Origin of the sequence: Streptomyces sp. RG80 (assembly GCF_040446465.1) — a bacterium.
Lineage (GTDB): Bacteria > Actinomycetota > Actinomycetes > Streptomycetales > Streptomycetaceae > Streptomyces.
Genome location: NZ_JBEAAJ010000001.1, coordinates 375,002 through 400,166, shown reverse-complemented (window position 1 = coordinate 400,166; position 25,165 = coordinate 375,002). Strand labels below are relative to the sequence as shown.

General features: G+C 70.6%; 23 protein-coding genes and 2 pseudogenes. 14 read left to right on the top strand and 11 right to left on the bottom strand.

The window, feature by feature from the left end:
• Positions 1-27 precede the first annotated feature (27 nt).
• Positions 28-1,266 (bottom strand): threonine ammonia-lyase, encoded by a 1,239-nt coding sequence (gene ilvA, locus ABKA17_RS01915; protein WP_353690022.1) that lies wholly within the window; start codon positions 1,264-1,266, stop codon positions 28-30.
• A 163-nt stretch (positions 1,267-1,429) separates the two neighbouring features.
• On the opposite strand from ilvA, the gene ABKA17_RS01910 reads away from it, so the two are divergent.
• The 3 genes from ABKA17_RS01910 to ABKA17_RS01900 all read left to right on the top strand — a co-directional run bounded on the left by ABKA17_RS01910 (position 1,430) and on the right by ABKA17_RS01900 (position 2,933).
• On the top strand, positions 1,430-1,936 hold the full coding sequence (locus ABKA17_RS01910) for a MarR family winged helix-turn-helix transcriptional regulator (RefSeq protein WP_353690750.1): 507 nt from the start codon (positions 1,430-1,432) through the stop codon (positions 1,934-1,936).
• A gap of 213 nt (positions 1,937-2,149) precedes the next feature.
• Positions 2,150-2,653, top strand: a complete 504-nt coding sequence (locus tag ABKA17_RS01905) for a sigma factor-like helix-turn-helix DNA-binding protein (RefSeq protein ID WP_353690021.1) — start codon at positions 2,150-2,152, stop codon at positions 2,651-2,653.
• A gap of 31 nt (positions 2,654-2,684) precedes the next feature.
• Positions 2,685-2,933: a hypothetical protein gene (locus ABKA17_RS01900; protein ID WP_353690020.1), complete on the top strand. Its 249-nt coding sequence runs from the start codon at positions 2,685-2,687 to the stop codon at positions 2,931-2,933.
• A 13-nt stretch (positions 2,934-2,946) separates the two neighbouring features.
• On the opposite strand, the gene ABKA17_RS01895 is transcribed toward ABKA17_RS01900, so the two are convergent.
• Complete coding sequence (locus ABKA17_RS01895) at positions 2,947-4,101, bottom strand: cystathionine gamma-synthase (RefSeq protein ID WP_353690019.1); 1,155 nt, start codon at positions 4,099-4,101, stop codon at positions 2,947-2,949.
• 151 nt (positions 4,102-4,252) lie between these two features.
• Between ABKA17_RS01895 and ABKA17_RS01890 the strand changes: the two genes are divergently transcribed.
• From ABKA17_RS01890 to ABKA17_RS01855, 8 genes and pseudogenes are all read left to right on the top strand, one after another.
• Positions 4,253-5,371, top strand: coding sequence for a hypothetical protein (locus tag ABKA17_RS01890; protein WP_353690018.1), 1,119 nt, complete (start codon positions 4,253-4,255; stop codon positions 5,369-5,371).
• Between the two features lie 318 nt (positions 5,372-5,689).
• On the top strand, positions 5,690-6,361 hold the full coding sequence (msrA, locus tag ABKA17_RS01885; RefSeq protein ID WP_353690017.1) for a peptide-methionine (S)-S-oxide reductase MsrA: 672 nt from the start codon (positions 5,690-5,692) through the stop codon (positions 6,359-6,361).
• A 4-nt stretch (positions 6,362-6,365) separates the two neighbouring features.
• Positions 6,366-6,692 carry a hypothetical protein gene (locus ABKA17_RS01880; RefSeq protein WP_353690016.1) on the top strand — a complete coding sequence of 109 codons (327 nt, stop codon included), beginning with the start codon at positions 6,366-6,368 and terminating at the stop codon, positions 6,690-6,692.
• 15 nt (positions 6,693-6,707) lie between these two features.
• A pseudogene (locus tag ABKA17_RS01875) lies at positions 6,708-6,851 on the top strand (peptide-methionine (S)-S-oxide reductase MsrA); the annotation flags it as partial.
• A 126-nt stretch (positions 6,852-6,977) separates the two neighbouring features.
• Positions 6,978-7,440, top strand: a pseudogene (locus ABKA17_RS01870) (DUF4291 family protein).
• Between the two features lie 248 nt (positions 7,441-7,688).
• Positions 7,689-8,822, top strand: coding sequence for an AI-2E family transporter (locus ABKA17_RS01865; RefSeq protein ID WP_353690015.1), 1,134 nt, complete (start codon positions 7,689-7,691; stop codon positions 8,820-8,822).
• Between the two features lie 426 nt (positions 8,823-9,248).
• Positions 9,249-9,698 (top strand): SRPBCC family protein, encoded by a 450-nt coding sequence (locus tag ABKA17_RS01860; protein ID WP_353690014.1) that lies wholly within the window; start codon positions 9,249-9,251, stop codon positions 9,696-9,698.
• A 191-nt stretch (positions 9,699-9,889) separates the two neighbouring features.
• A complete protein-coding gene (locus ABKA17_RS01855) occupies positions 9,890-11,509 on the top strand; it encodes a M48 family metalloprotease (RefSeq protein ID WP_353690013.1) in 1,620 nt (539 codons plus the stop codon).
• A gap of 36 nt (positions 11,510-11,545) precedes the next feature.
• Here ABKA17_RS01855 and ABKA17_RS01850 read toward each other — a convergent pair whose 3' ends face one another.
• From ABKA17_RS01850 to ABKA17_RS01840, 3 genes are all read right to left on the bottom strand, one after another.
• Positions 11,546-12,172 (bottom strand): hypothetical protein, encoded by a 627-nt coding sequence (locus ABKA17_RS01850; RefSeq protein ID WP_353690012.1) that lies wholly within the window; start codon positions 12,170-12,172, stop codon positions 11,546-11,548.
• A complete protein-coding gene (locus tag ABKA17_RS01845) occupies positions 12,169-13,689 on the bottom strand; it encodes a sensor histidine kinase (RefSeq protein ID WP_353690011.1) in 1,521 nt (506 codons plus the stop codon). Before ABKA17_RS01845 ends, ABKA17_RS01850 begins: the two co-directional genes overlap by 4 nt.
• Positions 13,690-13,805: 116 nt before the next feature.
• On the bottom strand, positions 13,806-14,504 hold the full coding sequence (locus ABKA17_RS01840) for a response regulator (protein WP_353690010.1): 699 nt from the start codon (positions 14,502-14,504) through the stop codon (positions 13,806-13,808).
• Between the two features lie 139 nt (positions 14,505-14,643).
• Here ABKA17_RS01840 and ABKA17_RS01835 point away from each other — a divergent pair, with 139 nt between their 5' ends.
• The gene (locus tag ABKA17_RS01835) at positions 14,644-15,558 is read left to right on the top strand and encodes a DUF3152 domain-containing protein (protein WP_353690009.1); all 915 of its coding nucleotides are present in this window, start codon (positions 14,644-14,646) and stop codon (positions 15,556-15,558) included.
• 48 nt (positions 15,559-15,606) lie between these two features.
• Here the strand turns inward: ABKA17_RS01835 and ABKA17_RS01830 are convergent, their stop codons facing one another.
• Positions 15,607-16,284, bottom strand: coding sequence for a hypothetical protein (locus tag ABKA17_RS01830; RefSeq protein ID WP_353690008.1), 678 nt, complete (start codon positions 16,282-16,284; stop codon positions 15,607-15,609).
• A gap of 191 nt (positions 16,285-16,475) precedes the next feature.
• Here ABKA17_RS01830 and ABKA17_RS01825 point away from each other — a divergent pair, with 191 nt between their 5' ends.
• On the top strand, positions 16,476-17,027 hold the full coding sequence (locus ABKA17_RS01825) for a hypothetical protein (RefSeq protein ID WP_353690749.1): 552 nt from the start codon (positions 16,476-16,478) through the stop codon (positions 17,025-17,027).
• Positions 17,028-17,034: 7 nt separating this feature from the next.
• Here the strand turns inward: ABKA17_RS01825 and ABKA17_RS01820 are convergent, their stop codons facing one another.
• Positions 17,035-17,805, bottom strand: coding sequence for an SDR family oxidoreductase (locus ABKA17_RS01820; protein WP_353690007.1), 771 nt, complete (start codon positions 17,803-17,805; stop codon positions 17,035-17,037).
• Between the two features lie 174 nt (positions 17,806-17,979).
• Positions 17,980-19,020, bottom strand: coding sequence for an NAD(P)-dependent alcohol dehydrogenase (locus ABKA17_RS01815; protein ID WP_353690006.1), 1,041 nt, complete (start codon positions 19,018-19,020; stop codon positions 17,980-17,982).
• Between the two features lie 369 nt (positions 19,021-19,389).
• Here ABKA17_RS01815 and ABKA17_RS01810 point away from each other — a divergent pair, with 369 nt between their 5' ends.
• The gene (locus ABKA17_RS01810; protein WP_353690005.1) at positions 19,390-20,310 is read left to right on the top strand and encodes a helix-turn-helix transcriptional regulator; all 921 of its coding nucleotides are present in this window, start codon (positions 19,390-19,392) and stop codon (positions 20,308-20,310) included.
• A gap of 236 nt (positions 20,311-20,546) precedes the next feature.
• Here ABKA17_RS01810 and ABKA17_RS01805 read toward each other — a convergent pair whose 3' ends face one another.
• The 3 genes from ABKA17_RS01805 to ABKA17_RS01795 all read right to left on the bottom strand — a co-directional run bounded on the left by ABKA17_RS01805 (position 20,547) and on the right by ABKA17_RS01795 (position 25,162).
• Positions 20,547-21,059, bottom strand: a complete 513-nt coding sequence (locus tag ABKA17_RS01805; RefSeq protein ID WP_353690004.1) for a hypothetical protein — start codon at positions 21,057-21,059, stop codon at positions 20,547-20,549.
• Positions 21,060-21,073: 14 nt separating this feature from the next.
• On the bottom strand, positions 21,074-21,844 hold the full coding sequence (locus ABKA17_RS01800) for a group II truncated hemoglobin (protein WP_353690003.1): 771 nt from the start codon (positions 21,842-21,844) through the stop codon (positions 21,074-21,076).
• A gap of 78 nt (positions 21,845-21,922) precedes the next feature.
• Positions 21,923-25,162, bottom strand: coding sequence for a S8 family serine peptidase (locus ABKA17_RS01795; protein WP_353690748.1), 3,240 nt, complete (start codon positions 25,160-25,162; stop codon positions 21,923-21,925).
• Between the last annotated feature and the right edge of the window lie 3 nt (positions 25,163-25,165).

The following is a 25,165-nucleotide window of genomic DNA, read 5'->3' as shown; positions in this document are numbered from 1 at the left end:
TGAGCTGGGAGTTCGGTGCTCCGGCGCTCAGTCGATGACCGTGTAGCCCGCGTTCCGCAGGGCCTGGCCGACCTCGGCGCAGTGCTCCGGACCCTTCGTCTCCAGGTGCAGCTCCACCTCCGCCTCCGTGAGCCCGAGCCGTGGGTCGGTCCGTACGTGACTCACATCGAGGACGTTAGCGTCCACCACTGACAACACCCCGAGGAGCGTGGCCAGGGCGCCCGGCCGGTCCGTCAGTCTGAGCGTCACGGCCAGGTAGCGTCCCTGCGCGGACATGCCGTGACGCAGCACGCGTTGCAGGAGCACCGGGTCGACATTCCCGCCGGACAGCACCGCGACCAGCGGGCCCTCGAAGGCACCCGGGTCGCTCAGCAGCGCCGCCACCGGGCTCGCCCCGGCGGGCTCGACGACCAGCTTGGCCCGCTCCAGGCTCAGCAGCAGCGCGGCAGACAGCTCGTCCTCGGTCACCGTACGCACTTCGTCGACCAGTTCGCCGATAATTTCGAACGGTACGTCGCCGGGGCGGCCGACCTTCATGCCGTCCGCCATCGTCGCCGGGTTGTCGATCGACACCGGGCGCCCGGCCGCCAGCGAGGGCGGATACGCGGCCGCGCCCGCCGCCTGGACGCCGACGATCCGCACATCGGGCCTGACCGACTTCACCGCGATGGCCACCCCGGCCGCGAGACCGCCGCCGCCGATGCCGAGGACGATCGTGCGGACCTCCGGGCACTGCTCCAGGATCTCCAGGCCCACCGTGCCCTGACCGGCGATGATGTCGGGATGGTCGAAGGGGTGGATGAACACCGCTCCGGTCCGCTCCGCGTACTCTTGCGCGGCGGCCAGCGTCTCGTCGACCACCTGCCCGTGCAGCCGGACCTCGGCGCCGTACTCCCGGGTGGCGCTGATCTTCGGCAGCGGGGCGCCGTTCGGCATGAACACCGTGGAACGCACACCGAGCAGGGACGACGCCAGCGCCACACCCTGCGCGTGGTTGCCGGCGCTCGCGGCGACGACGCCGGCGGCCCGCTCCTCCGGCAGCAGCCCGGCGATCCGCACATACGCGCCACGCAGCTTGAACGACCCCGTGCGCTGGAGGTTCTCGCACTTGAAGTGCACCGGCGCGCCCACCAGCTGGGACAGGTGCCGGCTGCCCTCCATCGCGGTCACCCGCGCCACCCCCGTGAGCATCTTCTGGGCGCCGCGCACATCGTCGAGAGTGACGGGCCGCAGGGAGTGCAAGGAGTCAGCCGTGCCGTAGCTCATGACACAAGCATCGCAGTTCACAGGCGCAAGCGGCCGCTGTGACCAACCTCCGAGACCGGTTTACGCAGCCCCGGTACGGCCCGCCTTCCGGCCGCGTACCCTGTCCCCCAACCCAGCACCCCTTATCTGAAGTGAGCCCCCGGCCATGCCCACAACACCTGAAATGTCGATGGACATGACGACCGTCGGTGACACCGGTCTCCTCGACACGTTGCAGCACGAGGTGGCGGTCTTCGCCCGTCGTGCCGAACAGACCCGGCTCGGCGGAGTCGGGCAGGTGCGCAACTCCATGGACCGCGCCGCATACCTGCTGCTCAACCGCCTCGACAAGGAAGGCCCGATGGGCGTCAAGGCGCTCGCCGCGAGCATGGGCATCGACTCGTCGACGGTCACCCGGCAGGTGGCTCCGCTCGTGGACACCGGGCTCGTCAAGCGCACCTCGCATCCCGAGGACGGCCGGGCGGTGGTGCTCCAGCTGTCCCCGCGCGGGCTGTCACGACTGGAGGAAGTGCGCTCCTCCCGGCGTCAGTTGATGGCGGAGCTGACACACGACTGGGCCCCGGAGGAGCGCGAGGCCTTCTGCACGCTCCTGACGCGCTTCAACACCGCGCTCTCCTCCCGGATGGCGGCCCAGGGCCTGCCGGGCGCGGAGCCGCCGTCGGCCTCCTGAGCCCGCTGTCACGCGCGCGTGGCGCACGTGGTCGCCGCTCGACGCGCCATTCTCGGTGTGCGCGGCTCTTGACCGAAAGGCCACCCCTGGCCTCATATGAGACCGGGTCCTCAACTCGTACACGGTTCCGTATCCCGTTCCCGTACGCGGGTCGGATCCCGTGAGCGGGTCGGGTCCTGTTCCGTCACAGATCGCCCTCAGGCGGGAGGCGCGGTGCGACAACGGCAAGCGTCCCAGGACGCCCGCCGGGCCCGGGAGTTCGAGGCGTTCGTCGCGGGTGCCGGCGGGCGGCTGCTGCACGCCGCGACCCTGCTGACGGCGGAGGCGCCCGACGACAACCCGCGCGCGCGGCGGCTGCTGACCCTGTCGCTCGCGCACACGTACGCGTGCTGGGACCGACTGCGCGGCGAGGACCCCTACGACCGCACCCGCCGGTACCTGGCCACCCGTTTCGCCCATGGTGCCTGGCACCAGTACGGCGGCCTGGGCGGCGCCCGCCCCCACCCCTCCAGCCCGCTGGCCGCGCTCGCCCCGCAGGAACGCCTCGTCCTCGTCCTGCGCCTGTACGAGGGCGTCGCCGAGGAACAGACGGCAGCCCTGCTGGGCCTCGCCGCGGAACGCGTCCACACGATCTGCGACCGGGCGGCGGCCACACTGCTGCACCCGCCGCGCGGACCGGCGCCGGCGATGGGAGGCGCGAAGGTGGTGGCGTCATGAGGACGAGCGGCCGTACGGGAAGGGACCTGCCGTGAACCGGCCCGAACGCGAGGCCGCGGTGCGCCGCATCATGGAGCAGGTGTCGCCGCCCGTACCGCCGGAGCTTCACGACGAAGCCGTGCGCCGGGGCGGGCGCGCGCTGCGTAGGCGGCGGGTGGCGCTGCGGCTGATGTGGTTCCTGATGTTCGCGGCGAGCGTCGCGTTCGTGGTGTGGGCGGTGATGGCCCGCCCTTGGGTGGAGCCGCCGTCCGAGACGACTCCACCGGTGACCGGGTGGTGATCCGGCGACAGGGCTAGCCAAGGGCCTGCTGAAGGTCTTCCAGCAGGTCGTCGACGTTCTCGATGCCCACCGACAGGCGCACGAGGTCGCCAGGGACCTCGAGGGCCGAGCCGGCCACGGACGCGTGCGTCATCCGGCCGGGGTGCTCGATCAGGGACTCGACGCCGCCCAGTGACTCGCCGAGCGTGAACACCTTGGCGCGGTTGCAGACCTCGACGGCCGCCTCCTCACCGCCGTCGACCCGGAAGGAGACCATGCCGCCGAAGGCCCGCATCTGCTTGGCAGCGACCTCGTGACCGGGGTGGTCCTCCAGACCCGGGTACAGCACCTTCGTCACGCGCGCGTGCCGGGTCAGCATGTCGGCGACCTTGGTGGCGTTCTCGCTGTGCCGGTCCATCCGCACCGACAGCGTCTTCGTGCCGCGCAGCACCAGCCAGGAGTCGAAGGGCCCGGCGACCGCGCCCATCGCGTTCTGGTGGTACGCCAGCTCCTCGCCGAGCGCCTCGTCCCCGGTGATCAGCGCACCGCCGACGACGTCCGAGTGGCCGCCCATGTACTTGGTCAGGGAGTGCACCACCACGTCGGCGCCGAGCGACAGCGGCTGCTGAAGGTACGGCGTGGCGAAGGTGTTGTCGACGACGAGCCTGGCTCCCGCGTCCCGGGCGATCTGCGCGACGGCGGCGATGTCGGTGATGCCGAGCAGCGGGTTGGAGGGGGTCTCCACCCACACGGCCTTGGTCTTCGGGGTGATCGCGGCCCGTACGGCGGCGGCGTCGCTGGTGTCGGCGACCGACCACTCGACGCCCCACCGGGCGACGACCTTGGCGAAGAGACGGAACGTGCCGCCGTACGCGTCGTTGGGGATGACCACGTGGTCACCGGGGCTGAGCAGCGTACGCAACAGGCAGTCCTCGGCCGCCAGTCCGGACGCGAACGCGAGACCTCGTCGGCCGCCCTCGAGGGCCGCGAGGTTCTCCTCCAGGGCGGTGCGCGTCGGGTTGGCGCTGCGGCTGTACTCGTAGCCGCCCCGCAGACCGCCGACGCCGTCCTGCTTGTATGTCGAGACCTGGTAGATCGGCGGGACGACCGCACCGGTGAGGGGGTCCGCCGTGTTGCCCGCGTGGATGGCGAGCGTCTCGAAGTGCTGACTGATGTGCCTGTCGCTCATGGGGACCGAGCGTAGTCCGCTCGCGGGGCAGGTGTCGTACGACGAAGCACAAGCAGGGTTTTCCCCAGGCGCCCGGGGGCGGGACGGGAAGTTTTCCACAGGCCGGGGACCGGGTTGGCCAATTGTCGGCGGCGTCTGGAACGCTTGAGCCATGGAAATTCTCTGGGTCCTGATGGCGCTGGTCATGCTCGGCTTCGTGCTGCTGCCTGTGATGCGGCGCAGGCGGGGCATGATCGAGCAGGTCGCGCCGGGCCACCCGGACGCCGCCGACCCCGCGAACTACGGCTTCGTACGGCAGGAGGAGCTGGACGTCCGCATGCCCGGCCCCGACCAGGACCTGCTGGACGTCCTGGACCTGGTGCAGCGCACCCAGGACTACCGGGCGGCCTCCCAGCTGCTGGCGGGCACCGAGGCGGCGGGCGAGCTGCGCTGGCAGCGGGTGCAGGCCTTCGCGGGCGCGGCCTCGCTGGAGCTGGCGCAGCGGCCGGGCGGGGTGAGCGACTCGCCGGGCGGCCAGTGGCTGCGGGTGTGGCGGGCCGAGCAGCCCAAGGACGCGGGCGGCGCGGCCGTGCACGCGGAGTTCCTGGTGCAGCAGGCGTGGCGGACGGCGACGCCGGGCACGGACTCGTTCCGGATCATCATGGAGGAGGCGAGGGCGGCGTGCGGCGAGGCGGCGCTGCTGGCCCCCGGTGACCCGATCCCGTACATCGTCGAGCTGTCGGTGGCCCGTGGCCTCGCGTACTCCCGCGAGGAGTTCGAGCAGCTGTGGCTGAAGATCCTGGACCGCGCCCCGTCGCACATGGGCGCGCACCTGGCGGCGCTGCACTACTGGTGCGAGAAGTGGCACGGCTCGCGCGAACTGGCGACGTCCTTCGCGGAGGCGGCCGCGGCCCGCGCCCCCCAGGGTTCGCTGCTCGCCGCCATGCCCCTGTTCTCGGTCTTCGAGCATCTGCCCGAGCTGAACCTGGTCAGCGGCTTCTACCAGAGCGAGGTCGTCACCAAGGCGATACACGGCGCCCTGCACGCCGTGCACTCGGCCCGCGCGGACGACCCGATGCTGGCGCACGTACGGCACATGCTGGTCTTCTTCCTGGTCCGCGGCGAACGCTGGCAGGAGGCCATGAACCAGCTCGTCCGCATCGACGGCCATGTCGGCGCCCTGCCGTGGACGCTGTCCGGCGACCCGGCCGCCGAGTTCGCCGTCTACCGGGCGCTGGCGGTGGCGGGCTACGAGGCGAACGGCGGGAGTCCGGCGACGTTGCCGCACTAGCCTGGGCCGCGCGTGGCGGGGCGATTCGGGTGCGGTGCGGTGCAGCGCTGGGTGCGGTGCGGTGGGTGCCGGTTGCGGGTCGCCCAGGGCGCTTGCGTGACCGGCCGCTGCCAGGGCGGGCGTGATGAAGACCGGGGGCTCCATGAAGTACCCGGGGCTCATGCCGCCGCGGGTGCCACGCCGGCCGGCGTCGACGCGTGAAGAGTGACGGAATGCGAGGCGGCGTCGGCACGTTGTGCGGGTGCCGCCTCCGACCAGGTCCCGGAACCCGGGCACCCGAACCGGAGGGACCGGCGAGGAGACGAAGAGGAGCCGCCCATGCTGTTCGGCCGTACGCCCGTCCTGCCCACCCCCGAGCAGGCACTGCAGGGCCGCCCCGAGCCGGCGTTCACGGTCCCCGACCGCCACACCGTCCTCGGCACCCCGCTGCTCGGCCCCTACCCCGAGGGCCACGAGATCGCCGACTTCGGCCTCGGCTGCTTCTGGGGCGCCGAACGCAAGTTCTGGCAGCTCCCGGCGGGCGTCTGGACCACCCTGGTCGGCTACCAGGGCGGCCACACGGAGAACCCCACCTACGAAGAGGTCTGCTCGGGCCTGACCGGCCACACCGAGGTGGTCCGCGTGGTGTACGACCCGTCGGTCATCTCCTACGAACGCCTCCTGAAGACGTTCTGGGAATCCCACAACCCCACCCAGGGCTTCCGCCAGGGCAACGACGTCGGCACCCAGTACCGCTCCGCCGTCTACACCCACACCCCCGACCAGGCCACCACCGCCGAAGCCTCCCGCGCCGCCTACCAGACCGTCCTGACCGGCTCGGGCTACGGCACGATCACCACGGAGATCCTGCCGGCGCCGGGCCGCACGTTCTATCCGGCCGAGGAGTACCACCAGCAGTACCTTTCGGGCAGCAAAAACCCGGGCGGATACTGCGGGTTGGGCGGGACGGGCGTCTCCTGCCCGATCGGCGTGGCGATGGCGGACGGCTGAGCCATTGCAACCGGATGTCACGGCGACGCTGCGGGCGCTGCTGATCGGCTCGGACCCGGTGAGCGGCGCTCTGCTGGCCCAGGTGCCCCACACGCGGGTGGTGGGCAGGTGTGGCTGCGGCTGTGCGACGGTCGATCTGGAGGTGGACCGTACGGCGGTGGCGCCTGCGCCGTCGCACGGCAATCCGGCCGTTGACGCGGGGTACACCGACCCGCACTTGGCGGGTGTCATGGTCTGCACAGAGGGCGGCTACCTCTCGCTCCTGGAGATCTACTCGGTCTCCGACGAGCCGATCTCCACATGGCCAGATCCCCGCTTCATCGAGCGATGAGCAACTAAACGCACGCACCAGCAGTACTTGGACAAGAACCCGGCGGGGTACTGCGGGATCGGCGGGACGGGGGTCAAGCTAGGTGACCCGTTGGGGACGAACTGGGGGGCGTCTTGCCCGACGGGGGTCGCGCCCGCGCCGGAGGGCGAGGACAAGTAGGCGTAGGGCCTGAAAAGCCGTGGCCCCGGCGATACGCACGGTGCCGCGGCCGGCTCTCTCCGACGCAGCGAACGGCAGTCGAAAATCAGTGGTCGTCCGAACCGGCCGGACTCCACGCTGTGCTCCATGGAAGAACCGCAACGCAGAATCCGTGCGGCCTACTCGGAAGCCACGGTCACCGTTTACCAGGCGTACTCCCCGACGATCGGCCTGCCCGCCGCTCGCGACGGCCGTTTCCCCGCGGCGTGGAAGCGGGGCGTGTCTGTCCAGCTACGTCCGCGGGGTGCACCCCGACCGAGCCTCCTGGCAGCGCCAGTTGAAACGTGCGCCCGCTCGCGTGCAGTGGGACCCCGAGAGAGACCTGCGCCTCCAGCCTCTGCCGTACCGGTCCCTCCAACTCGGCCTCTCCGCGGAAGCCGTACGACGCTACGCGGACGAGTGGATCGTCGCCATCCACGACGTCACCCCGCTCGCCCACGAGATCCACTCCCTCGTCAGCAGCGGTGACTTGGACTCCGCCAGCCGGCTGCTGCCCCAGGAACGCCCGTATCCCGCTGGAAGCGAAACTCTTGCCCACCTACTGGGATGACGGCCCGGCCCACCCGACGGTTGACCGCAGCCGACCGGTCAGGTGGCAGCACAGGCTGGGCGCGGCCGCTCTGCGACATCCGCGCCGGCCCTCACGTACGCCGCCGAAGCCTCATTGACCATCGAGCACTGACACCAGCAGCACTTGGACAAGGGGGTCCCGCTTCAGTCCGGCGTCACTCGCGTGGCCAGGCGTACAAGTCGGCACCAGTGATGCTCATGGGCATCGGGTCCCCATAGGGTGCATCCGTGAATGCCACATTGAGTTCCACGCGAGCCCGGGCCGCGCTGCGCACATCCGCGCGAGTCTCCGGGGAGTTGCTGCTTACGCTCCTGATGCTCGCGGTGGCGCTGTGGATTCTGGGGCGGATGTGGTCGGTCGTCTGGCCGCTCGTGATCGGCCTGTTGCTGACCACGCTGACCTGGCCGCCGACTCGTTTCCTGCGGCGTCGCGGGTGGAAGCCCGCTCTCGCCGCGTCGGTCGTGACGGTGCTGTTCCTCCTGGTCGCCATGGGTGTCGTGGCCCTGATCGCGGTACCGGTGGCATCGCAGTCCGGGGAACTGAGCGACGGTGTGTTCAAGGGCATTCAGGAGCTGCGCGAGTGGGCCGCCGGGCCGCCGCTGAACATCGATGACGCGGAGATCAACAAGGCTTTCGACACCGCGGTCTCCCGCGCGCAGGACAGCCTGGGCAACGTGGCGGGCGCTGTCGTCACGGGAGTGAGCACCGTACTGAACGGTCTGATCACCGCCGTTCTGGCCCTCTTCCTGATGTTCTTCTTCCTCAAGGACGGCCCACGGTTCCTGCCGTGGCTCGCCCGGCAGCTGCCCGGTCGACTCGCCACCGACATCCCGACCGTGACCGAACGCGGCTGGAACACCCTGGGCGCGTTCGTGCGTTCCCAGGCGGCTGTCGGCCTGATCGACGCCGTCCTGATCGGGCTGGGGTTGTGGATCTTGGGCGTACCCCTCGTCCTTCCCCTGGCGGTGCTGACCTTCGTCTCCGCGTTCGTACCGATCATCGGTGCCCTGTTCGCGGGTTTCGTCGCGGTTCTCATCGCGCTGGTCTCCAACGGCCTGACGGACGCGCTGATCGTGCTGGCGATCATCGTGGTGGTGCAGCAGCTCGAGGGCAACGTGCTCCAGCCCATGATCCAGAGTCGCGGGCTCGGCCTCCACGCGGCCGTGATCCTGCTGGCGGTGACACTGGGCGGCAGTCTGGCCGGCATCGTGGGGAGTCTGCTCGCGGTGCCGGTCGCCGCGCTGATCGCGGTGTGTTGGAACTATGTGCGTGAGCAGCTCCACGAACCGTCCGAGGAGCCGGGGTCGGGGCCGGAACCGGGGACCGACGGGTCGAACGCCGACGCTCCCGCCCCGTCATAGGCATGCGCCCGTGGGTGCGGCTTCCTCCCTCTCCCTGCCGGCTGGTGCGGCCGTGCGACGTCACGCGGACGAGCAAGTCTCCTGCTCGATCGGCGTGGCCAGGTCGGCTGGCTGCGCGACGTGCTGACGAGAAAATCCGCGCCCTCGCCAACGAACTGGGCCACCTCCCTCGAGGCGGGCGCGCCGGTCTTCGTCCGATTCGCCAAGTGTCCGGTGGCTCCGCAGCCTGACGGCGGTTGAAATGATGAAGTGAACGGACCGCCGCAGTCAGCAGCGGAGGCCTGCGGGCCGGGCGCTGCGGTAACTCCTCCCGCAGAGGTCGGTGGCCTCCCTCTGAGCAGAGGAAGCCCGACCCGATGAGTTTTCGCGCACGTGGGCGTCTATCAGCGAGACAGTCCCACGAGGCACGAAACGAGGCGATGAACCATGAGCACCGAGCTGACCCCCACCAACGGTTTCTCCTACGAACTGACCCGGACGCTGACCGCTCCGGCGGTGCAGGTGTGGCGGGCGTGGACCACCCCCGACCAGTACGCGCAGTGGGCTTACGCCGCTCCCGGCTCCGTAGAGATGGACGTACGGCCCGGCGGTGCTTGGAAGGCCACGATGGTCACGCCGGACGGCGGACAGTTCCCGCTGACCGGCTCCTATCTTGAAGTCGATGAGAACCGCCTGTTGGTGGTCGGCATGGATGTACCCGGCAAGCCCGAGCCCGCAGCCATGACCATGGAACTCGAAGAGCAGGACGGCCGTCACGCGCAGATCGTGCTCCGCCAGACCTGCGACACCGCAGAGGAACGCGACATGGCCGAGCAGGGCAGCACCATGCTCCTCGACAGCCTGAGCGCCTTCCTGGCCGGTGAGGCGAAGGGCTGAATGCCGCTCGGAACTCAGCAGCCGGCGGGTGGACCAGCGACCGGACGGTACGCGTCCGGCCCTGCCACCGGCCGGTCAGCTGTGCGCCTTGCGAGGAGACGCCAGGCGAAGGGGTCTCAGCCTGCCGGTAGTATCCGCGAGCGCTTCTGGCCCGTTCGGGCTGGTGAACCATGTGGGTGGGGGATTTCTCGATGACGTTTCGGCTGCGCGCTGTCCGCGCGTTCGCGCTGCTGCTCGGCTTCTTCCTCATGGGCGTGGTTCTGCTGTCGGCCATGGCGGTGCTCGACTGGCTGGTGATGACACGGGTGGTCACCGCGGAGGCGGCCTGGGTCGGGGGCGTGGTGCTGACCGTCACCGTCCTGCTGGCGGCGGCGATTCTCCGTGGCTTCTTCGTCTTTCTGCGGGCCGGGCGCCTGGGGCCGGTCACGGACGGCGTGGCGGTCACGCCCCAGGACCAGCCTGAGCTGTGGGAACAGGTGCGGGCCGCTGCCGAAGTGACCGGACAGCGGCCGCCGGACGAGCTCTACCTGGTCGCCGAGGTCAACGCAGGGGTCGCCGAACAGAGCCGACTGCTGGGACTGCTGCACGGACGACGCCGTATGCTCCTGGGCCTGCCGCTGCTCGCCGGGCTGACCGTCCCGCAGCTGCGCGCCGTCCTCGCCCATGAGTTCGGGCACTACGGCAACCTCGACACCCGGCTCGGAGGTGTCACGATGCGCGGTCGGGCAGCCCTGCTGCACACGGCGGAGGCTTTTCAGGACGGCAGTACCCAGCTGCACCAGGCGATCGGCTTCCTGTACGTCGGCTACGCCAGGATGTTTCTGCGGACCACACAGTCCGTGGCTCGCCACCAGGAACTCGCCGCAGACCAGATGGCGGCCCGGTACGCGGGCCGTGACACGACGGCCGCCGCACTGCGCACCGTTCCGGTAATCAACGGCGCGTACACCCACTACCTGGAGACATACGCCGCGATGGGCAGCTCGCTGGGCGCGCTGCCGCCCGTCGGGGAGGTGTACGGCGGTTTCCGCCGGTTGCTCGATGCCCGAACCGGGGAGCAGCTCGCCGCACTCTCCGCCAGGCAGCGGCCGCCGCGGCCGCACCCGTACGACTCGCACCCCCCGACAGCCGAACGGATCGCCCTGATCGAGAAACTGCCCGCCGATGACCGGCCGGACCGGTCAACCGTCGAGACGACCGGGCTGGCCCTGTTGCGCGACTCGGACCGGGTCTTCGCCGCACTGGAGGCGCGCGTGCTGTCACGGGAGTCCGCGGAGCTGCGGCGCATGAGCTGGGACGACCTCGCCATGTCCCGCGCACTCGCCGACGCCGAGAGCTGGTCCCGGCCGCTGCGGGTCGCCGTGGCCAGGGCGCTGCGCTCCGCGGAACAGGACACAGATGGCACGGTGACCGTCCGCCGAAATACCGCGACCGGCGGGGTGACCGACGACGCCCTGCCCGGCCTGGAGGAAACACTCGACGCGTTCGACCGCGGCCTGCTGTGGATGGAGATCGCCGACCGCTTGCCCAAGCCGCATCAGGCGGCACGACTGACCGGGCTGTCCGCACGCAACTTCATTCGGCCCAGGATCTTCGACGGTCTCGCCAGCATGATCCACCTGCGCCTCGCCGAATCCGGCCACGCCCAACCGGACATCGCCTGGTCAGATCAGCCCGGCCTGGTCCTCCCGGAGTCGTGGGAGAAGGCCATGGACAACGCCGTCGACGCGGCCGTCTCCGACACACCGGACACCGCTCCGCTGCGCGTCCTGCTCGCCGACCTCTCGGATTCCGGAACAGTCGTGGGTTGATCAGCACAAACACTGCGTGCGACGTGGGTGTCCGCACTACAGCTCAGGGCACCGGCCGTCGCCCCCCTCGAAGGTCCGGCCCGTCGCGTCCGTCACGGTCACCGTCGTGGAGTCCAGGTCCCGTCGGGTGAGCAGATACGCACGGGCGGCGGTGCAGCTCACCTGGTTCGCCGCCAACGCGCTCAACTTGCCGCTGTAGAGGGGCAGTTCCACGTAGACCTGGTCGTTTCGCGTCGTCACCCACAGTTCCTTCCCCTGCTCTGTCGAGGGTTCGGCGGAGGAGGGGGAGAAGAGCGAAGGGGCACGGGTCGGTGGGGCGGAGGCCGAGCGGCCGGCCAGGGCGCTGGTCAGGCCCTTGCGCCGCTCCTGCGGGGTCGGGCCCTGGAGGAGCGCCTCCACCGCTGACGCGGGCTCCCCCGGGTCAGCGACCGTGCGCGGCACGGCGACCAGCGCGCCGTCCCGGATCAGGTAGATCGCGATGGTCGCCGGGACCCCGCTCGCCGGGCCACCCGCCTCGACCACTCCGGTCGCGGGGATGTCACAGGCGGAGAGCCCGAGGGTCGAGGCCACGGCCAGGGTCGAAGCCAGCAGAAGCGCCGTACGACGCGTCGGCCGCATGGGCCTTACCGGTTCCACCGGCTGCATCCGCCGCATCGGACTCATGAACGGCCCCTCCCCTCCGGCTCGTCCCGTCTCAGTGGGAGTTCTACGGTGAAGACCGCGCCGCCCGCGGGGTGGTTCGCCGCGTGGATCGTGCCGCCGTGCATCCGTACGTTCTCTTCCGTGATCGAGAGGCCCAGGCCGCTGCCCTCCGTACGGGTCCGAGCGCTGTCGGACTTGTAGAAGCGCTCGAAGACGTACGGCAGTACGTCGTCCGGAATGCCGGGCCCGCTGTCCGTCACCTCGATGACCACCGAGACACCGGCCTCCCCCTCACTCGCACCCGAGCCCGAGCCCGAGCCCGCACCCGCACCCGCACCCGCACCCGCACCCACGCCCCCGCCCGCACACCTCACCGACAACCCCACCCGCACCGGCCGCCCCCCATGCCGTAGCGCGTTGCCCACCAGGTTCGCCACCACCACGTCCAGTCGCCGTGGATCCACCCGCCCCCGCAGCTCGTCAGGGCCCGGCAGTGTCGTCTCGACCTGCTCCGACCAGCCGCGGGAGGTGAGCGTGCGGTGGATCGACTCGGCGAGGTCGATCTCGTCGAGGTGGAGGACCGCGGCGCCCGCGTCGAAGCGGGAGATCTCCATCAAGTCCTCGACGAGACGGGCGAGTTTCACCGTCTCGGAGCTGATCAGCCGTACCGCGGTGGCGGTGTCGAGGTCGAGGTGGGCGGCGTCCTCGTCGAGGACGTCGGTGACCGCCGACATGGCGGCGAGCGGGGTGCGGAGTTCGTGGGAGACGTCCGCCACGAAACGGCGGGCCCGTGCCTCCATGGCACGCAGTTCGGCGACGGACTTCTCCAGGGCCGCCGCGGTCTCGTTGAACGTGTGGGAGAGGTCGGCGAGTTCGTCGGAGCCGTTGACGTCAAGGCGGGTGTCGAGGTGCCCCTCGGCGATGCTGCGGGTGGCTCGGCGCAGGGCGCGGACGGGGCGCAGCACTCCGCGCGCGGCGAAGAGGGCGAGCAGTACGGCGACCCCGAGCGCGGGTATGGTCGCCCGCTCGATCGCGGTGACCAGGGCGTCGACGGAGGCCTGTTCGCCGGTCTGGGGGACGATGAGGAAGACCTCGACGCCGGAGGCGACCGGGATGCCTCCGGCCGGGACGCCGAAGACGACCGACATGCCGACGAGCAGCGAGGTGGCTCCGCCGTCCCGCACCCGTTGGAACACCGTGGCCAGACTGGAGCCGACGGCCTCGCGTACGGCCGGCGTCAGCTCGTCGAAGGGGTCGCCCGGGACCGAGGTCTCGCTGATCCCCTTATAGGTGACCAACACCCGCCAGGTGCTGGCCGGTTCGCCACGGGCGACGTCCACCGCGAACTGGTTCAGGGCCTGCCGGGTCGGTGGGTACGTCAAATCGGGTACCAGGCGGCCGACTTGGGCGCGCAACTGCGCGATCACCGTGTCCTGGCTCTGCTTGAGCACACCGTTGCGGGCCTCCCGGAAGGTCAGCGCGCCGGTGGTCGTGGCGGCGAGGGCCGCGACGAGCCCGAAGGCCACCACGAGCCGCATCCGCAGACCGCGCAGCGGGACCCGAGGGCGGCGGCCACCTTTCTCCGTGGCCCGGGGGCCGCGGGCACCTCTCTCCGTGGCCCGGGCCCGCGAGGCCCCTCTCTCCGGGACCCTGATCACCGGGACACGAACCGGTATCCGAAGCCACGCACCGTATGGATGTAGCGCGGCTCCCTCGGCGGCTCCCCCATCTTGGCGCGCAGCCGCTTCACACACGCGTCCACGAGACGGGCGTCGCCGTGGTAGCTGTGCTCCCAGACCGCCTCCAGCAGTTGCTGCCGGCTGAACACCTGGCCCGGCGAGGCGGAGAGGGTCAGCAGGAGGCGGAGTTCGGACGGGGCGAGGGCGACCGGGGCACCCGCGACGGTGACGCTCAGTCCGGCCCGGTCGATGGCCAGGTCACCGTGGGTGTCGATCCTCGGCAGCCCGGCATCACCCCCGCCCCCGGCCCCGCCGGCGCGACGCAGCACCGCGCGGATGCGGGCGTTCAGCACACCGGCCTGCACCGGCTTGACAACGTAGTCGTCGGCGCCGGCCTCCAGCCCTATGACGATGTCCACGTCGTCGCCCCGCGCGGTCGCCATGACGATCGGCAGCGTCTGGTCGACGGCCCGGATGCCACGGCACACGTCCAGGCCCGTCATGCCGGGCAGCATCAGATCGAGGACCACGACGTCGGGCCGGAAGGACGTCAGGTGCGCCATGCCGTCCTCGCCGGTCTCGGCGGCGGCGACTTCGTGTCCCTGGCGGCGCAGCGCCAGGGCGACTCCTTCCCGGACGGCGCGGTCGTCTTCGATCAGCAGAACACGTGGCATGGGCTCAGTATCCGGACCTCTCGGCCCGTGCCCGGGCTCTGTTACCGGATGATCACACAGCACGCGCCGGACCGTTCGTTATCTCTTCGTGACCATTCGGGCCAGATCCGATCACATTGCGGCCACAACCTGGCCAACCATGACCGCTCACACCTCACCATCCTCCCGCTCCCGCCGACGCCGTCGCCGTCGCGGCCCCACGCACGCCTCCGGGCGGCGGGGCGGAAGAGGGCGTGTGGGAGCGGGACTTGTCGCACTGGCCGTGCTCGGCGCCGCCGGGTTCGCGGTCGCGGAGTGGGCGCCGCCGATGAAGAACGCGACCGGCAGGACCGATACGGAAGCCGGACCCGCGGCGGACCCCGGCCGCACACCCACGCGGACACCATCCCGGACCTCGCCCCCGAGCCCCACCCCTACCCCCACCCCGACATCCAAGGCGCGTTCCACCCAGCAGGCCAAACCCGCCACCACCCCGACCACTTCCGCCATCCCCGCGACCGGCCCGGGCACCTTCGTCACCGCCGCCGGTCACAGCGCCAAGGTCGGCAGCGGAAGGACCCTGCGCTACCGCGTCGAGGTCGAGACCGGACTCGCGCTCTCCGCCTCGGACGTCGCCGAACAGGTGGAGCGCGTCCTCGCCCACCCGCGCGGCTGGACGGCCAAGGGCACCTCCGCCTTCGAGCGGGTCCCGGGCGGAAGCACCGACTTCGTCGTCCGGGTGGCGACGCCGGGGACCGTGGACGAGATCTGCCGCCGATGGGGCCTGGACACCAAGGGCGAGTACAACTGCAACGTGGACGACAACGTCATGGTCAACCTCGAACGCTGGGAGCTGGCCACGCCCGTCTACGCCAAGGACGTCCCGTCGTACCGAGCGCTGATCATCAACCACGAGGTGGGCCACTTCCTCGGGCACGGCCACGTCACGTGCCCCGGCCCGGGCAAACCGGCCCCGGCGATGATGCAGCAGATCAAGGGCATGCACGGCTGTGTCCCCAACGTCTGGCCCTACGACACCGAGGGATCGCTCATCACCGGACCGTCCGTACCCTGACCACGAAGGCTACGGCGCTACGGCGGCTACGGCACCGCTCATCTCACCTCACCCGGCCGCCGCCAGCTTCTCCAGCTGCGCCTCGACGATCGCCTCCGGTACGACGGCCGGGTCCGCCTTCCCGTTCTGCCCGGGGCGGTTGAACTCGTAGAACATGGCCACCGTCGCCCCCTCCCGAACGGCCAGCACGGCGTAGGGAACCCGGATGGGCTCCTCGTCCTCGCTGAGCGCCGCGAGCTGGGTGAGTCGCAGGGACACGGCCTCGTCGCCGTAGTCGGGATCGGGCAGCACCTCGACCTCGTCGTAACGGAAGTCCACCGACACGTCCTTGAAGGTTCCGCACTTCTCGGCGGCCGTGCGGAGCGCGTCCAGCACGCCCACGGCGTCCGCGCCGGTGTGCGACGACAGGACCATGGAGGCTCCGGTGGCGCTGTCCTTCTTCAGGGAGATCATCCGGCCGACGCGCGCGACCGCGGCGTGGCCGCTGCTGCCTCCCAACGCCTGTACGACGGGGTCGCATTCGGCGGGTTCGGCCGCGCGCCGGGACGCCGGCGTCGCGGTCAGGGTCTTCTCGACCTTGTAGCCGTCGAGATCCGCCTCCGTCACCACCGCCTGCCCGAGCTCCGCCTCGCTCAGCGACCTGGCCCGTACGGCGGCCGCGGTGTCGCGCGCCTCGGGCGACGGATCGTCCCCGGATCCGCATCCGGCGAGCGTCGAAACGGCCACCAGCGCGGCCGTGCATGCGAGAGAAGCGCCAACTCGTGACCGCCGAACCATTGTTGTCCCCACCCGTTACTCGCCGGAATGCTGGTCAGCAGAGTAGAACGTCGGTCGTGGATCATGTCGGGGTGTGGAAAACAGAACGGGCCGGTGGCCGCGAAGGCCTCTCCGCCTATCAGTCGGAGCTGCGGGACCGTATGCTCGCCGCCCCTGTCGTGCCCGCCCCCGAGCCCTGGCGGCCGGTCTCCGAGCGTTGCATCCCCATCGGCGGGCTGCTCGGCATCGGTTTCGCCTCGCACCCGGAGAACGGCCATGACCTGGTGATGGTCGTCTCCAGCGCCGGACATGGCCTCTTCGACGCCGTCACGGGAGAGAAGATCGCCCGGGACTACGAGCCCGCCCCCGAGGAGAGCACGCCCGACGCCGCGCCCGATCTGTCGTGCCCGGGGCTCGGGCCGATCGCCGGCCGCCGGGTGCACATCGCGGGGCTCTTCGGCGGCGGGCTGCACTCCGGCACCGGGGACGGCTGGGTCCTGGAGGTCGTCAGCCCCAACTGGCCGAACGACCGGGTCCTCCTCTCCTCCAGCAGCCGTATGCCGCACCGCGAACCGCACGGAGAGGGCTGGTGGCACATCTTCCACTCGAACTACTCCGAGTTGCGGGCCGTCGGCTTCTCCCCCTCCGGCCGGACCCTCGCGGTCGCGACAAGCAGCGACGTGACCCTGTGGATCCGAGCCGCCGGGCACTGAGGCCCAGTCACCCCACCCGCCCCGCCAGAAACGACTCCCACGTCCCCTTGCCCGCCTCGGCGCCCTCCGACGACAGGTTCGCGCCCGCCCGATACGCCTTCCCCGCCTTGCCCGGGATCCGCACCGGCATCCTCATCCGGCCCCGCCTGCCCCGGAGTTCGAGATAGGGACGGGCCAGCTCGGCGATGTCGTACACCTTCGGGCCCACGATGTCCGGAACCAGCCCCTTGGGCTCGCCGAGCGTCAACTCGGCCATTCGGGCCGCCACTTCGGCCGAGTCCACCGGCTGGAGGCGCAGGCCGCCCGGGACCGGGAGCACCGGCAGCTTCGTCATCTTCTCGATCATCGTGAGGGTCAGGTCGTGGAACTGGGCCGCCCGCAGGGTCGTCCACGGGATGCCCGACTCGGCGATGGTCCGCTCCGAGTCGAGCTTGGTGCGCAGCCAGGCCAGCGGCACGCGGTCGGCGCCGACGACCGAGATGTAGACGAGGTGGCGCACCTCGGCGCGCACACACGCCCGCACCAGATTCCGCGTCGCCTCGTCGTCCCCTTTGGGGCCACCGGCGAGATGCAGCACCGTCCCCACTCCGGCGACGGCCGCCTCGACCCCCTCCCCGGTCAGCAGATCGGCGACGACGTACTCGACACCGTCCCCGCCCTCCCGAGCACCTCGGCTCAGCACCCGCACCTCGCACCCCGCCGCCCGCAACAGCGGAACCACCTGCCTGCCCAGGGTGCCCGTGCCGCCGGTGACCAGGATGCGCGCCGTCTTCGTCATGTCCGCTCCAGTTCCGTGAGGTTCGACTGTCTTCGCCTGCCTTCACTGGACTGACCCCGGGCATCGGAGCGATGTGACAGCCGGCGGCGGATTTTTTCTCGTGTTGCTGGCACGGCATGGTGAGGGCCCCGGAGCAGTGCGGCTCCGGGGCCCTCGGTCATATGCGCGGCGGGGTCAGATCGTCGCCGTGTCGATCACGAAGCGGTAGCGGACGTCGCTGGCCAGCACCCGCTCGTACGCGTCGTTGATCTCGTCGGCGCGGATCAGTTCGATCTCCGCGCCGAAGCCGTGCTCGGCACAGAAGTCCAGCATCTCCTGGGTCTCCTGGATGCCGCCGATGCCGGAGCCGGCGAGGGTCTTGCGGCCGGCGATCACCGAGAAGAGGTTCAGGGCCACCGGCTCCTCGGGGGCGCCGACGTTCACGAAGGCGCCGTCCGTCTTGAGCAGGGAGAGGTAGGCGTCCAGGTTCAGCGGGGCCGAGACCGTGGAGAGGATCAGGTCGAAGGTGCCCGCGAGCTCCTTGAAGGTCGCCTCGTCGCTGGTGGCGTAGTAGTGGTCGGCGCCCAGCTTCAGGCCGTCGTCCCGCTTGCGCAGCGACTGGGAGAGGACCGTGACCTCGGCGCCCAGGGCGTGCGCGATCTTGACGCCCATGTGACCGAGGCCGCCCATGCCGAGGATCGCGACCTTCTTGCCGGGGCCGGCGTTCCAGTGCCTGAGCGGGGAGTACGTGGTGATGCCGGCGCACAGGAGCGGCGCGGCCTCGTCGAGGCCCAGGCCCTCGGGGATGCGGACGACGAAGTTCTCGTCGACGACGATCGTCTCGGCGTAGCCGCCGTAGGTCGGCTCGCCGTCCTTGCCGACGGCGTTGTACGTGCCGACGCTGCCGCCGGTGCAGTACTGCTCCAGGCCGGCCTTGCAGTTGTCGCACTCGCGGCAGGAGTCGACCAGACAGCCGACGCCCACCCGGTCGCCGACGGCGAACTTCGTGACGCCGGGGCCGACCTCGGAGACGATGCCCGCGATCTCGTGGCCGGGGACCATCGGGAAGATGGCCTCGCCCCAGCCCTCGCGGGCCTGGTGGATGTCGGAGTGGCAGATGCCGGCGAACTTGATGTCGATCAGGACGTCGAACTCGCGGACCGCGCGCCGTTCGATGGTGGTGCGCTCCAGCGGAGCCTTCGCGGCGGGGGCGGCGTACGCAGCAACGGTGGTCATGCCGGGGTTCTCCTAGCGGGTTGGGGGACGTAGGGGTGCGTTCCCGCGTCGTTCGATGCGTGCGATCGGCGTGCCGGACGAAGGACCTCGTTGGGGGTCCCCCCGCTCGAGCGAAGCCGAGAGTGGGGGAGGAGCTACGGGGCCTTTGGCCGGTGCGGCGAGCGTGCGTGCCGGGCGGCGCGGGGATGTGCCCCTACGTCCCCCGACCCGCTTTGCAGGGGGATCGCACCCGGCCGCCTTCTGACCGGGTACGACGACCAGCCTGCCGGAGCTGAGCGCGTTCACCCAGGTCACCACTCTGCCTACGTCCACTGTTCCTACTACTGGCGGGGTCAGGATGGTGGGCGTACGACCGTGAATACTTGAGGCATGGACGAACGCCCCGAACCCGTACAGGAGCCCTCCGGTGCCGCGCTGGACCGGCGGGCCGAGCTGAGCGAGTTCCTGCGCACCCGGCGGGCCCGGCTGAAGCCGGAGGACGTCGGGCTGCCGGACTTCGGCCGGCACCGGCGGGTGCCTGGGCTGCGGCGCGAGGAGCTGGCGCAGCTGGCGGGTGTCTCGGTGGCGTACTACACGCGCCTCGAGCAGGGCAACGGGCAGAACGTCTCGGCGGAGGTGCTGGACGCCATCGCCCGCGCCCTCAGGCTGACGGACGCCGAGCACGCCCACCTCACGCACCTCGCCAAGCCCAAGCGGCACAAGAAGAAGCAGGGTGGGCGGCCCCAGCAGGTGCGCGGTTCGCTGCTCCAGCTGCTGGACACGATGGACGGCTTCCCGGCGTACATCTCGGGCCGGCGTTCGGACGTCCTGGCCTGGAACCGGATGGCCGCGGCGGTGTTCGGCGACTGGTCCCAGCTGCCGCCGCAGGAGCGGAACTGGGCCCGGATGGTGTTCCTGCGGCCCGAGTACCGCGAGCTGTTCGTGGAGTGGGACCAGAAGGCGACGGACATGGTGAGCTTCCTGCGCATGGACGCCGGCTGCCATCCCGACGACCCGCGGCTGTCCGCCCTCGTCGGCGAACTCTCCGTCAAGAGCGAGGAGTTCAGGCGCCTGTGGGCCACCCACGACGTCAAGGAGAAGGGGTACGGCGTCAAACGCCTGCACCATCCCCTGGTCGGCGACCTCACCCTCAACTTCGAGTCCTTCCGCCTCCCCGACGAGAGCGAACAGGTCCTGATCACCTACCACGCGGAACCGGGCTCCCCCTCGGCCGAGGCCCTGCGCCTGCTGGCGAGCTGGGGCACGGACGCGACCCGCGCGGGCCAGGACTCGGCAACCCCACGGGCCTGACGCCTCGGGCCGCGCCGCCGAGATCCGTTCCGCCCGCGCCACCGAGCTCCCCTCAGTCCGCGACCCCGAGATCCTCACGCATCGCCGCCGCATCTCCGGCAGTCGAGGCTCGGCCGCCGCCAGCGAGCTGGGGCACGGACGCGACCCGCGCGGGCCAGGACTCAGCGGCCCCGCACCTCTGACCCGTCACTCCGCGACAGCGAGGCCCGTCAGCCCCCGACATCGAGGCACGCCCCTCAGTCCGCGACCCCGAGGTCCTCCCGCATCAGTCGCCGCATCTCCGACAGCCGGGGCTCGGCCGCCTTAAGGTCGAGGAGCGCCTGGCCGGCGCTCTCCCCGTCCCGGGCCCGCCCCCGGTCGAGCCGCTTCACGACGGCGTCGGTCCCGGCGAGCACCTCGTTCACGGACCGGGAGGCCTGGAGGATCCGCTCCGGGACGACCATCTGCGCCTCCGCGTACCGGTCCCGGTACTCCCGGCGCACCTCCTCCAGCTGCTCCCGGTCGTGGTCGGTGTAGACGTCGTCGCGCAGCCGGTGCAGGGCGTCCTTGAGCAGGGTGTGGAACTGCCGGGAGGCTCGGTTCATGGCCGTGTAGGCGGTCCGACGGTCCTCGAACAGCCGCCTGCGTTCGGCCAGTTCGGCCTCCTCCGCCCGCTGCCGCGTGGTGAACCGCTGGCTGAGGACGGGCGCGAAGAGGGTGCCGAGGACGCCGACGACGGCGGTGATCATGGCGGTCACGGCAGCGGTCATGCGCGGACCCTACGTCACCCCTGGTACGGCGGCGCCACCCCCCACCCCCACTTCGGCACCGGCTGCTCGGCCGGCGGCTTGGCGTCGGGGCCGGAGAAGTACACCGCGAGACGGGTGCCCCACTCGACGTAGGCGAGGAAGGCCGAGCGGAACTCGGCGTCGGTCGGCAGGCCGGCCTCGTCGGCGGCGTCCTGGATGAGGTTGACCCAGCGGCGGCGCTGGGGCTCGGTGATGCCCCGGCCCAGGTGTTTGGCGACCATGTGGCCGTGGCCGCCCTGGGTCTCGGAGTACGCGGGCGGACCGCCGAAGATCTCCGCGAGCCAGAGGGCGACGTGCTGGGCGTGCTCGGGGGCCAGCCCCGCGAACACCGGGGCGAGGAGGTCGTCCTTGAGGACCTTGTCGTAGAAGACCGAGGTCAGCCGTGCGAAGGCCTCGGCGCCGCCCGCCCAGGCGTACAGCGTGGGTACGGCCGCGCCCGCGCCGCGTACCGTCGTCGGCTTGTAGTGCCGCATCTCCTCGATGTCGGCGATGTACGGGCGGATCTCGGCGAGGAAGTCGGCGAACAGCTCCGACTTGCGGAAGCCCTCCAGGTGGTCCTCCGTGGAGGTCCAGGTGATCCGCAGCACGAAGTGCGCGAAGTCCTCCTCGCAGCGGGCCAGCTCGTAGTCCACGCACTGCGGGGCCGCCGCCAGCTGGGCAGCGGCGCGGGTGTAGGCGGCGAGGAACTCCGCCGAACGGTCTTCCGGGATGCGGTAGCGGATGTACTCCACTGTGTGAGCCGTCATGGGCCCCACACAAACACGGAAGCCCCGCCGGAGGCTCTCCCTCCGACGGGGCTTTCGCTCATGGCCTACTGCGGCGGACTACTTGCCGTAGTACGCGTTGTAGATCGAGACCGTCGACTTGTTGCCCTTCTTGTCGGCGATCTTGGCGTGGAACGAGATGCCCTCGCCCTTCGCCGGGTTCTTCACGGTGATCTTGCCGTCCGTGACCTTGGCCTTCTTCCAGGTCTGGCCGTAGTCGTACGACACGTACACCGACAGCGACTTCAGGTTGGAGCCCTTGGCCGCACCCTCGACGACGACCGGGATCTTCACCGTCTCGCCGGCCGTGACGCGGCTGTCGAGGCCCGTCTTGGCGTTGAAGCGGACCGTGGAGACCGGCAGCGAGACCAGGTCCGCGGAGGACTTCTTCGAGCGGAACGTGAAGCTCGCGTCGATCCGCGTCGAGGCCGCCGCCACCTTGACGCTCCGCTTCACGGAGGTCGTCAGCTTGTACTCGGCGTCGGCGGCGGGAACCTTGAAGGCTGTCTCGCCGAAGAACGGGTCCTTGTTGGAGCCGACCTTCGTGCCGTTGCGGTACAGCTCCGTCTTCACCGAGGTGAAGTCGGAGGAGCCCGCGTGCCCGGCGCCGTCGGCGAACAGCGGGGCGTAACCGTAGAGGTTGTTGCCCTCGCGGAAGACGCCGTAGGACTTGTTCAGATGCGGGCCGAAGACCGCGGTGTTGAAGGTCTTCGTGTACTTCTGCCCCGCCTTGAGGGTCTGCGGGTCGCCCAGCGTGTAGTAGGCCTCCGTGATCGGGAAGCCGTCCGGGTCCTTGCCGTTGTACTGCTCGAAGTCCAGCGTCCACTGGATCTTGTCGGACGTCGAGAAGTACACCGTGCGGGTGCTCGGCAGCTTCTGCTCCACGGGCGAACCGATGACGACGTCGTTGGGGAAGAAGCCCCAGGGGGTGACCGCACCGGTCTTGCCGGCCGCGGCCGCGCCGAGGTTGTTCTTCACCGTGGCGAGCTCGGACGCCTTGAAGTGGCGGACCTTGTCGCCCTGGATCTTCTTGACCGACGCCGAAGTGGCCACGTCGTACTCGGCGTTGTCACCCGCGGTCCACTGACCGCTCCAGGTCTGGGTCAGACCGGACGCGGCCTGCGGGCCGAGGTGCGCCATCCGCAGGTCGGCGAAGGACGCCAGCCCCACACCGATGCCGATGCCCGCGGGCTCGTACAGGTAACTGATCACGCCCGACTGCTGTTTGGCCGCGGCGTCCGGCACCGTGATGTCGGCCGCCTTGGTGGTACGGGCGTCGATGGTCACCGAGGAGTTCTTGGTCAGGCTCAGCTTCGGCTGGACCACCCAGTCGAGGCCGCCCTCCAGGTTCACCCAGTCCTTGGCGATCCAGGCGTCCAGCAGATACGTGCCCTTGGGCAGGCGCATCTTGGTGGTGCCGGACTCGTCGATCGGCACCTGGTAGCCGCGGTCCGTGGCGATACCCGCGTACCCGACCAGGATCGTGTTGTAGTCCTTGGCCGGCTGACCGTCCTTGTCGATGTGCTTGACGGTGAGGTCGTACGACTCCACCTCACGCTGCACGGCCCCGGCCGTACGGACCGTCTGGCCGCCGCCCGTCGCCGTCACGTACACCGAGTACGCCCCGTCGACCGTGCCGCCCAGCTTGGTGTTGACGGTGAAGTCGACGGAGGCCGAGCCGCCCGCCGGTACCTTCACCGTGCTGGCGCCGAGCTTGAAGAAGCCCGCCGGAGGCGCCGCGCCCTTGGGGTTGGTGGCCTTCGACGACAGCTTCAGCGTGACGGCCGCCGTACCGAGGTTGCGGTACGTGAGCTTCTTGGTGACCGGCTTGTCATCCGTGTGCGGCCACTGCTGGGTGCCGAAGCTCACCGACACGGGGTCGGCGATCACGGTCTGCTTGATGGCCTTGTCGACCTGGATCCGGCCCGAACCCTGCTCGAAGGGGGTGTACTTGCCGCCCTTGGTGGAGGCGGTCAGCGCGCCCTTCAGTTCGGTGTAGGTCCAGCCCGGGTGCTGCTGCTTCAGGATCGCCGCGGCGCCCGCGACATGCGGGGCCGCCATCGACGTACCGGAGAGAGGCAGGTAGCCGGCCGGTTTCTCGCCGACCTCCTGCTCGATGAGGCTGCCCTTGGCCGAGGCGGCCGTGATGTCCATGCCCGGCGCGGTCACGTCCGGCTTGATGCCCCCGTCGCCGACCCGCGGGCCGGCGGACGACCAGGGGGCCAGGACGTCCTTGTCGTCGACGGCGCCGACGGTGAGCGCGGCCTCCGCGCTGCCCGGCGCGCCGATCGACTCGGGGCCCGAGTTGCCCGCCGCGATCGCGAAGAGCGTGCCCGTCTCGGCGGAGAGCCTGTTGACCGTCTCCTCCAGCGGGTCGACCCCCGGGGAGTCCATGCGGCCGAGGCTGAGATTGACGACGTCGGCGCCCTGCGCGGCCGCCCACTCCATGCCGGCGATGATTCCGGAGTCGTCACCCGAGCCCTCGTCGTCGAGGACCTTGCCGTTGAGGATCTTGGCGCCGGGCGCGACGCCCTTGTACTTTCCGCCCGACTTGGCGCCGGTGCCCGCCGCGATGGACGCGACATGGGTGCCGTGGCCGAAGTGGTCGGTGGCGTCGGCTGCCGTGGAGAAGTTCTTGGCCTCGATCACCTGGTCCTTGAGGTCCGGGTGCGTGGCGTCGACTCCGGTGTCCAGGACGGCGATCTTGACGCCCTTGCCGTTGTAGCCGGCGGCCCACGCCTTGGGGGCGCCGATCTGCGGGACGGACTTGTCGAGGCTGGCCTTGCAGACGCCGTCGAGCCAGACGTGCGCGATGCCGGAGGCCGCCTTGTCGCCGTTGGTGACCGCGTCCCAGAGCTCGGGCGCGTCCTGGTGGGAGGCCTGGACCGCGTCCGCGTTCAGCGACTTCAGGGCCACGCGGAGGGTGCCCGCGTCCCGGACGTCGTCCTTGGCGGCGGTGGCGGCGCCCTTGTAGCCGACGATCACCTTCAGGCCCTTGGCCTGCGACTTGCGGGTGGCGGACGTGTTGAGCTCGGTGATGTCGAAGAGCCGCTGGTCCAGCTTGCCGGTGGCGATCAGATGCGCCGCGTCGGCGGGTATGACCAGGGTGTGCCCGTCGGCCTTGCGGACCTGGAAGGGTATGCGCTCGCGCCCCTTCGCCCGCTCCACGCCGACGACGTTGCCCTTGCCGTCGACGGCGACCCGGTCACCCGTGATCAGAGTGATGCGATGGTGTGCCTTGAGCGAGGCGTCGGCCTTGACCGCCTGCTCCTCCGGCTGCGCCGTCGCGGGGCTGGTCATGCC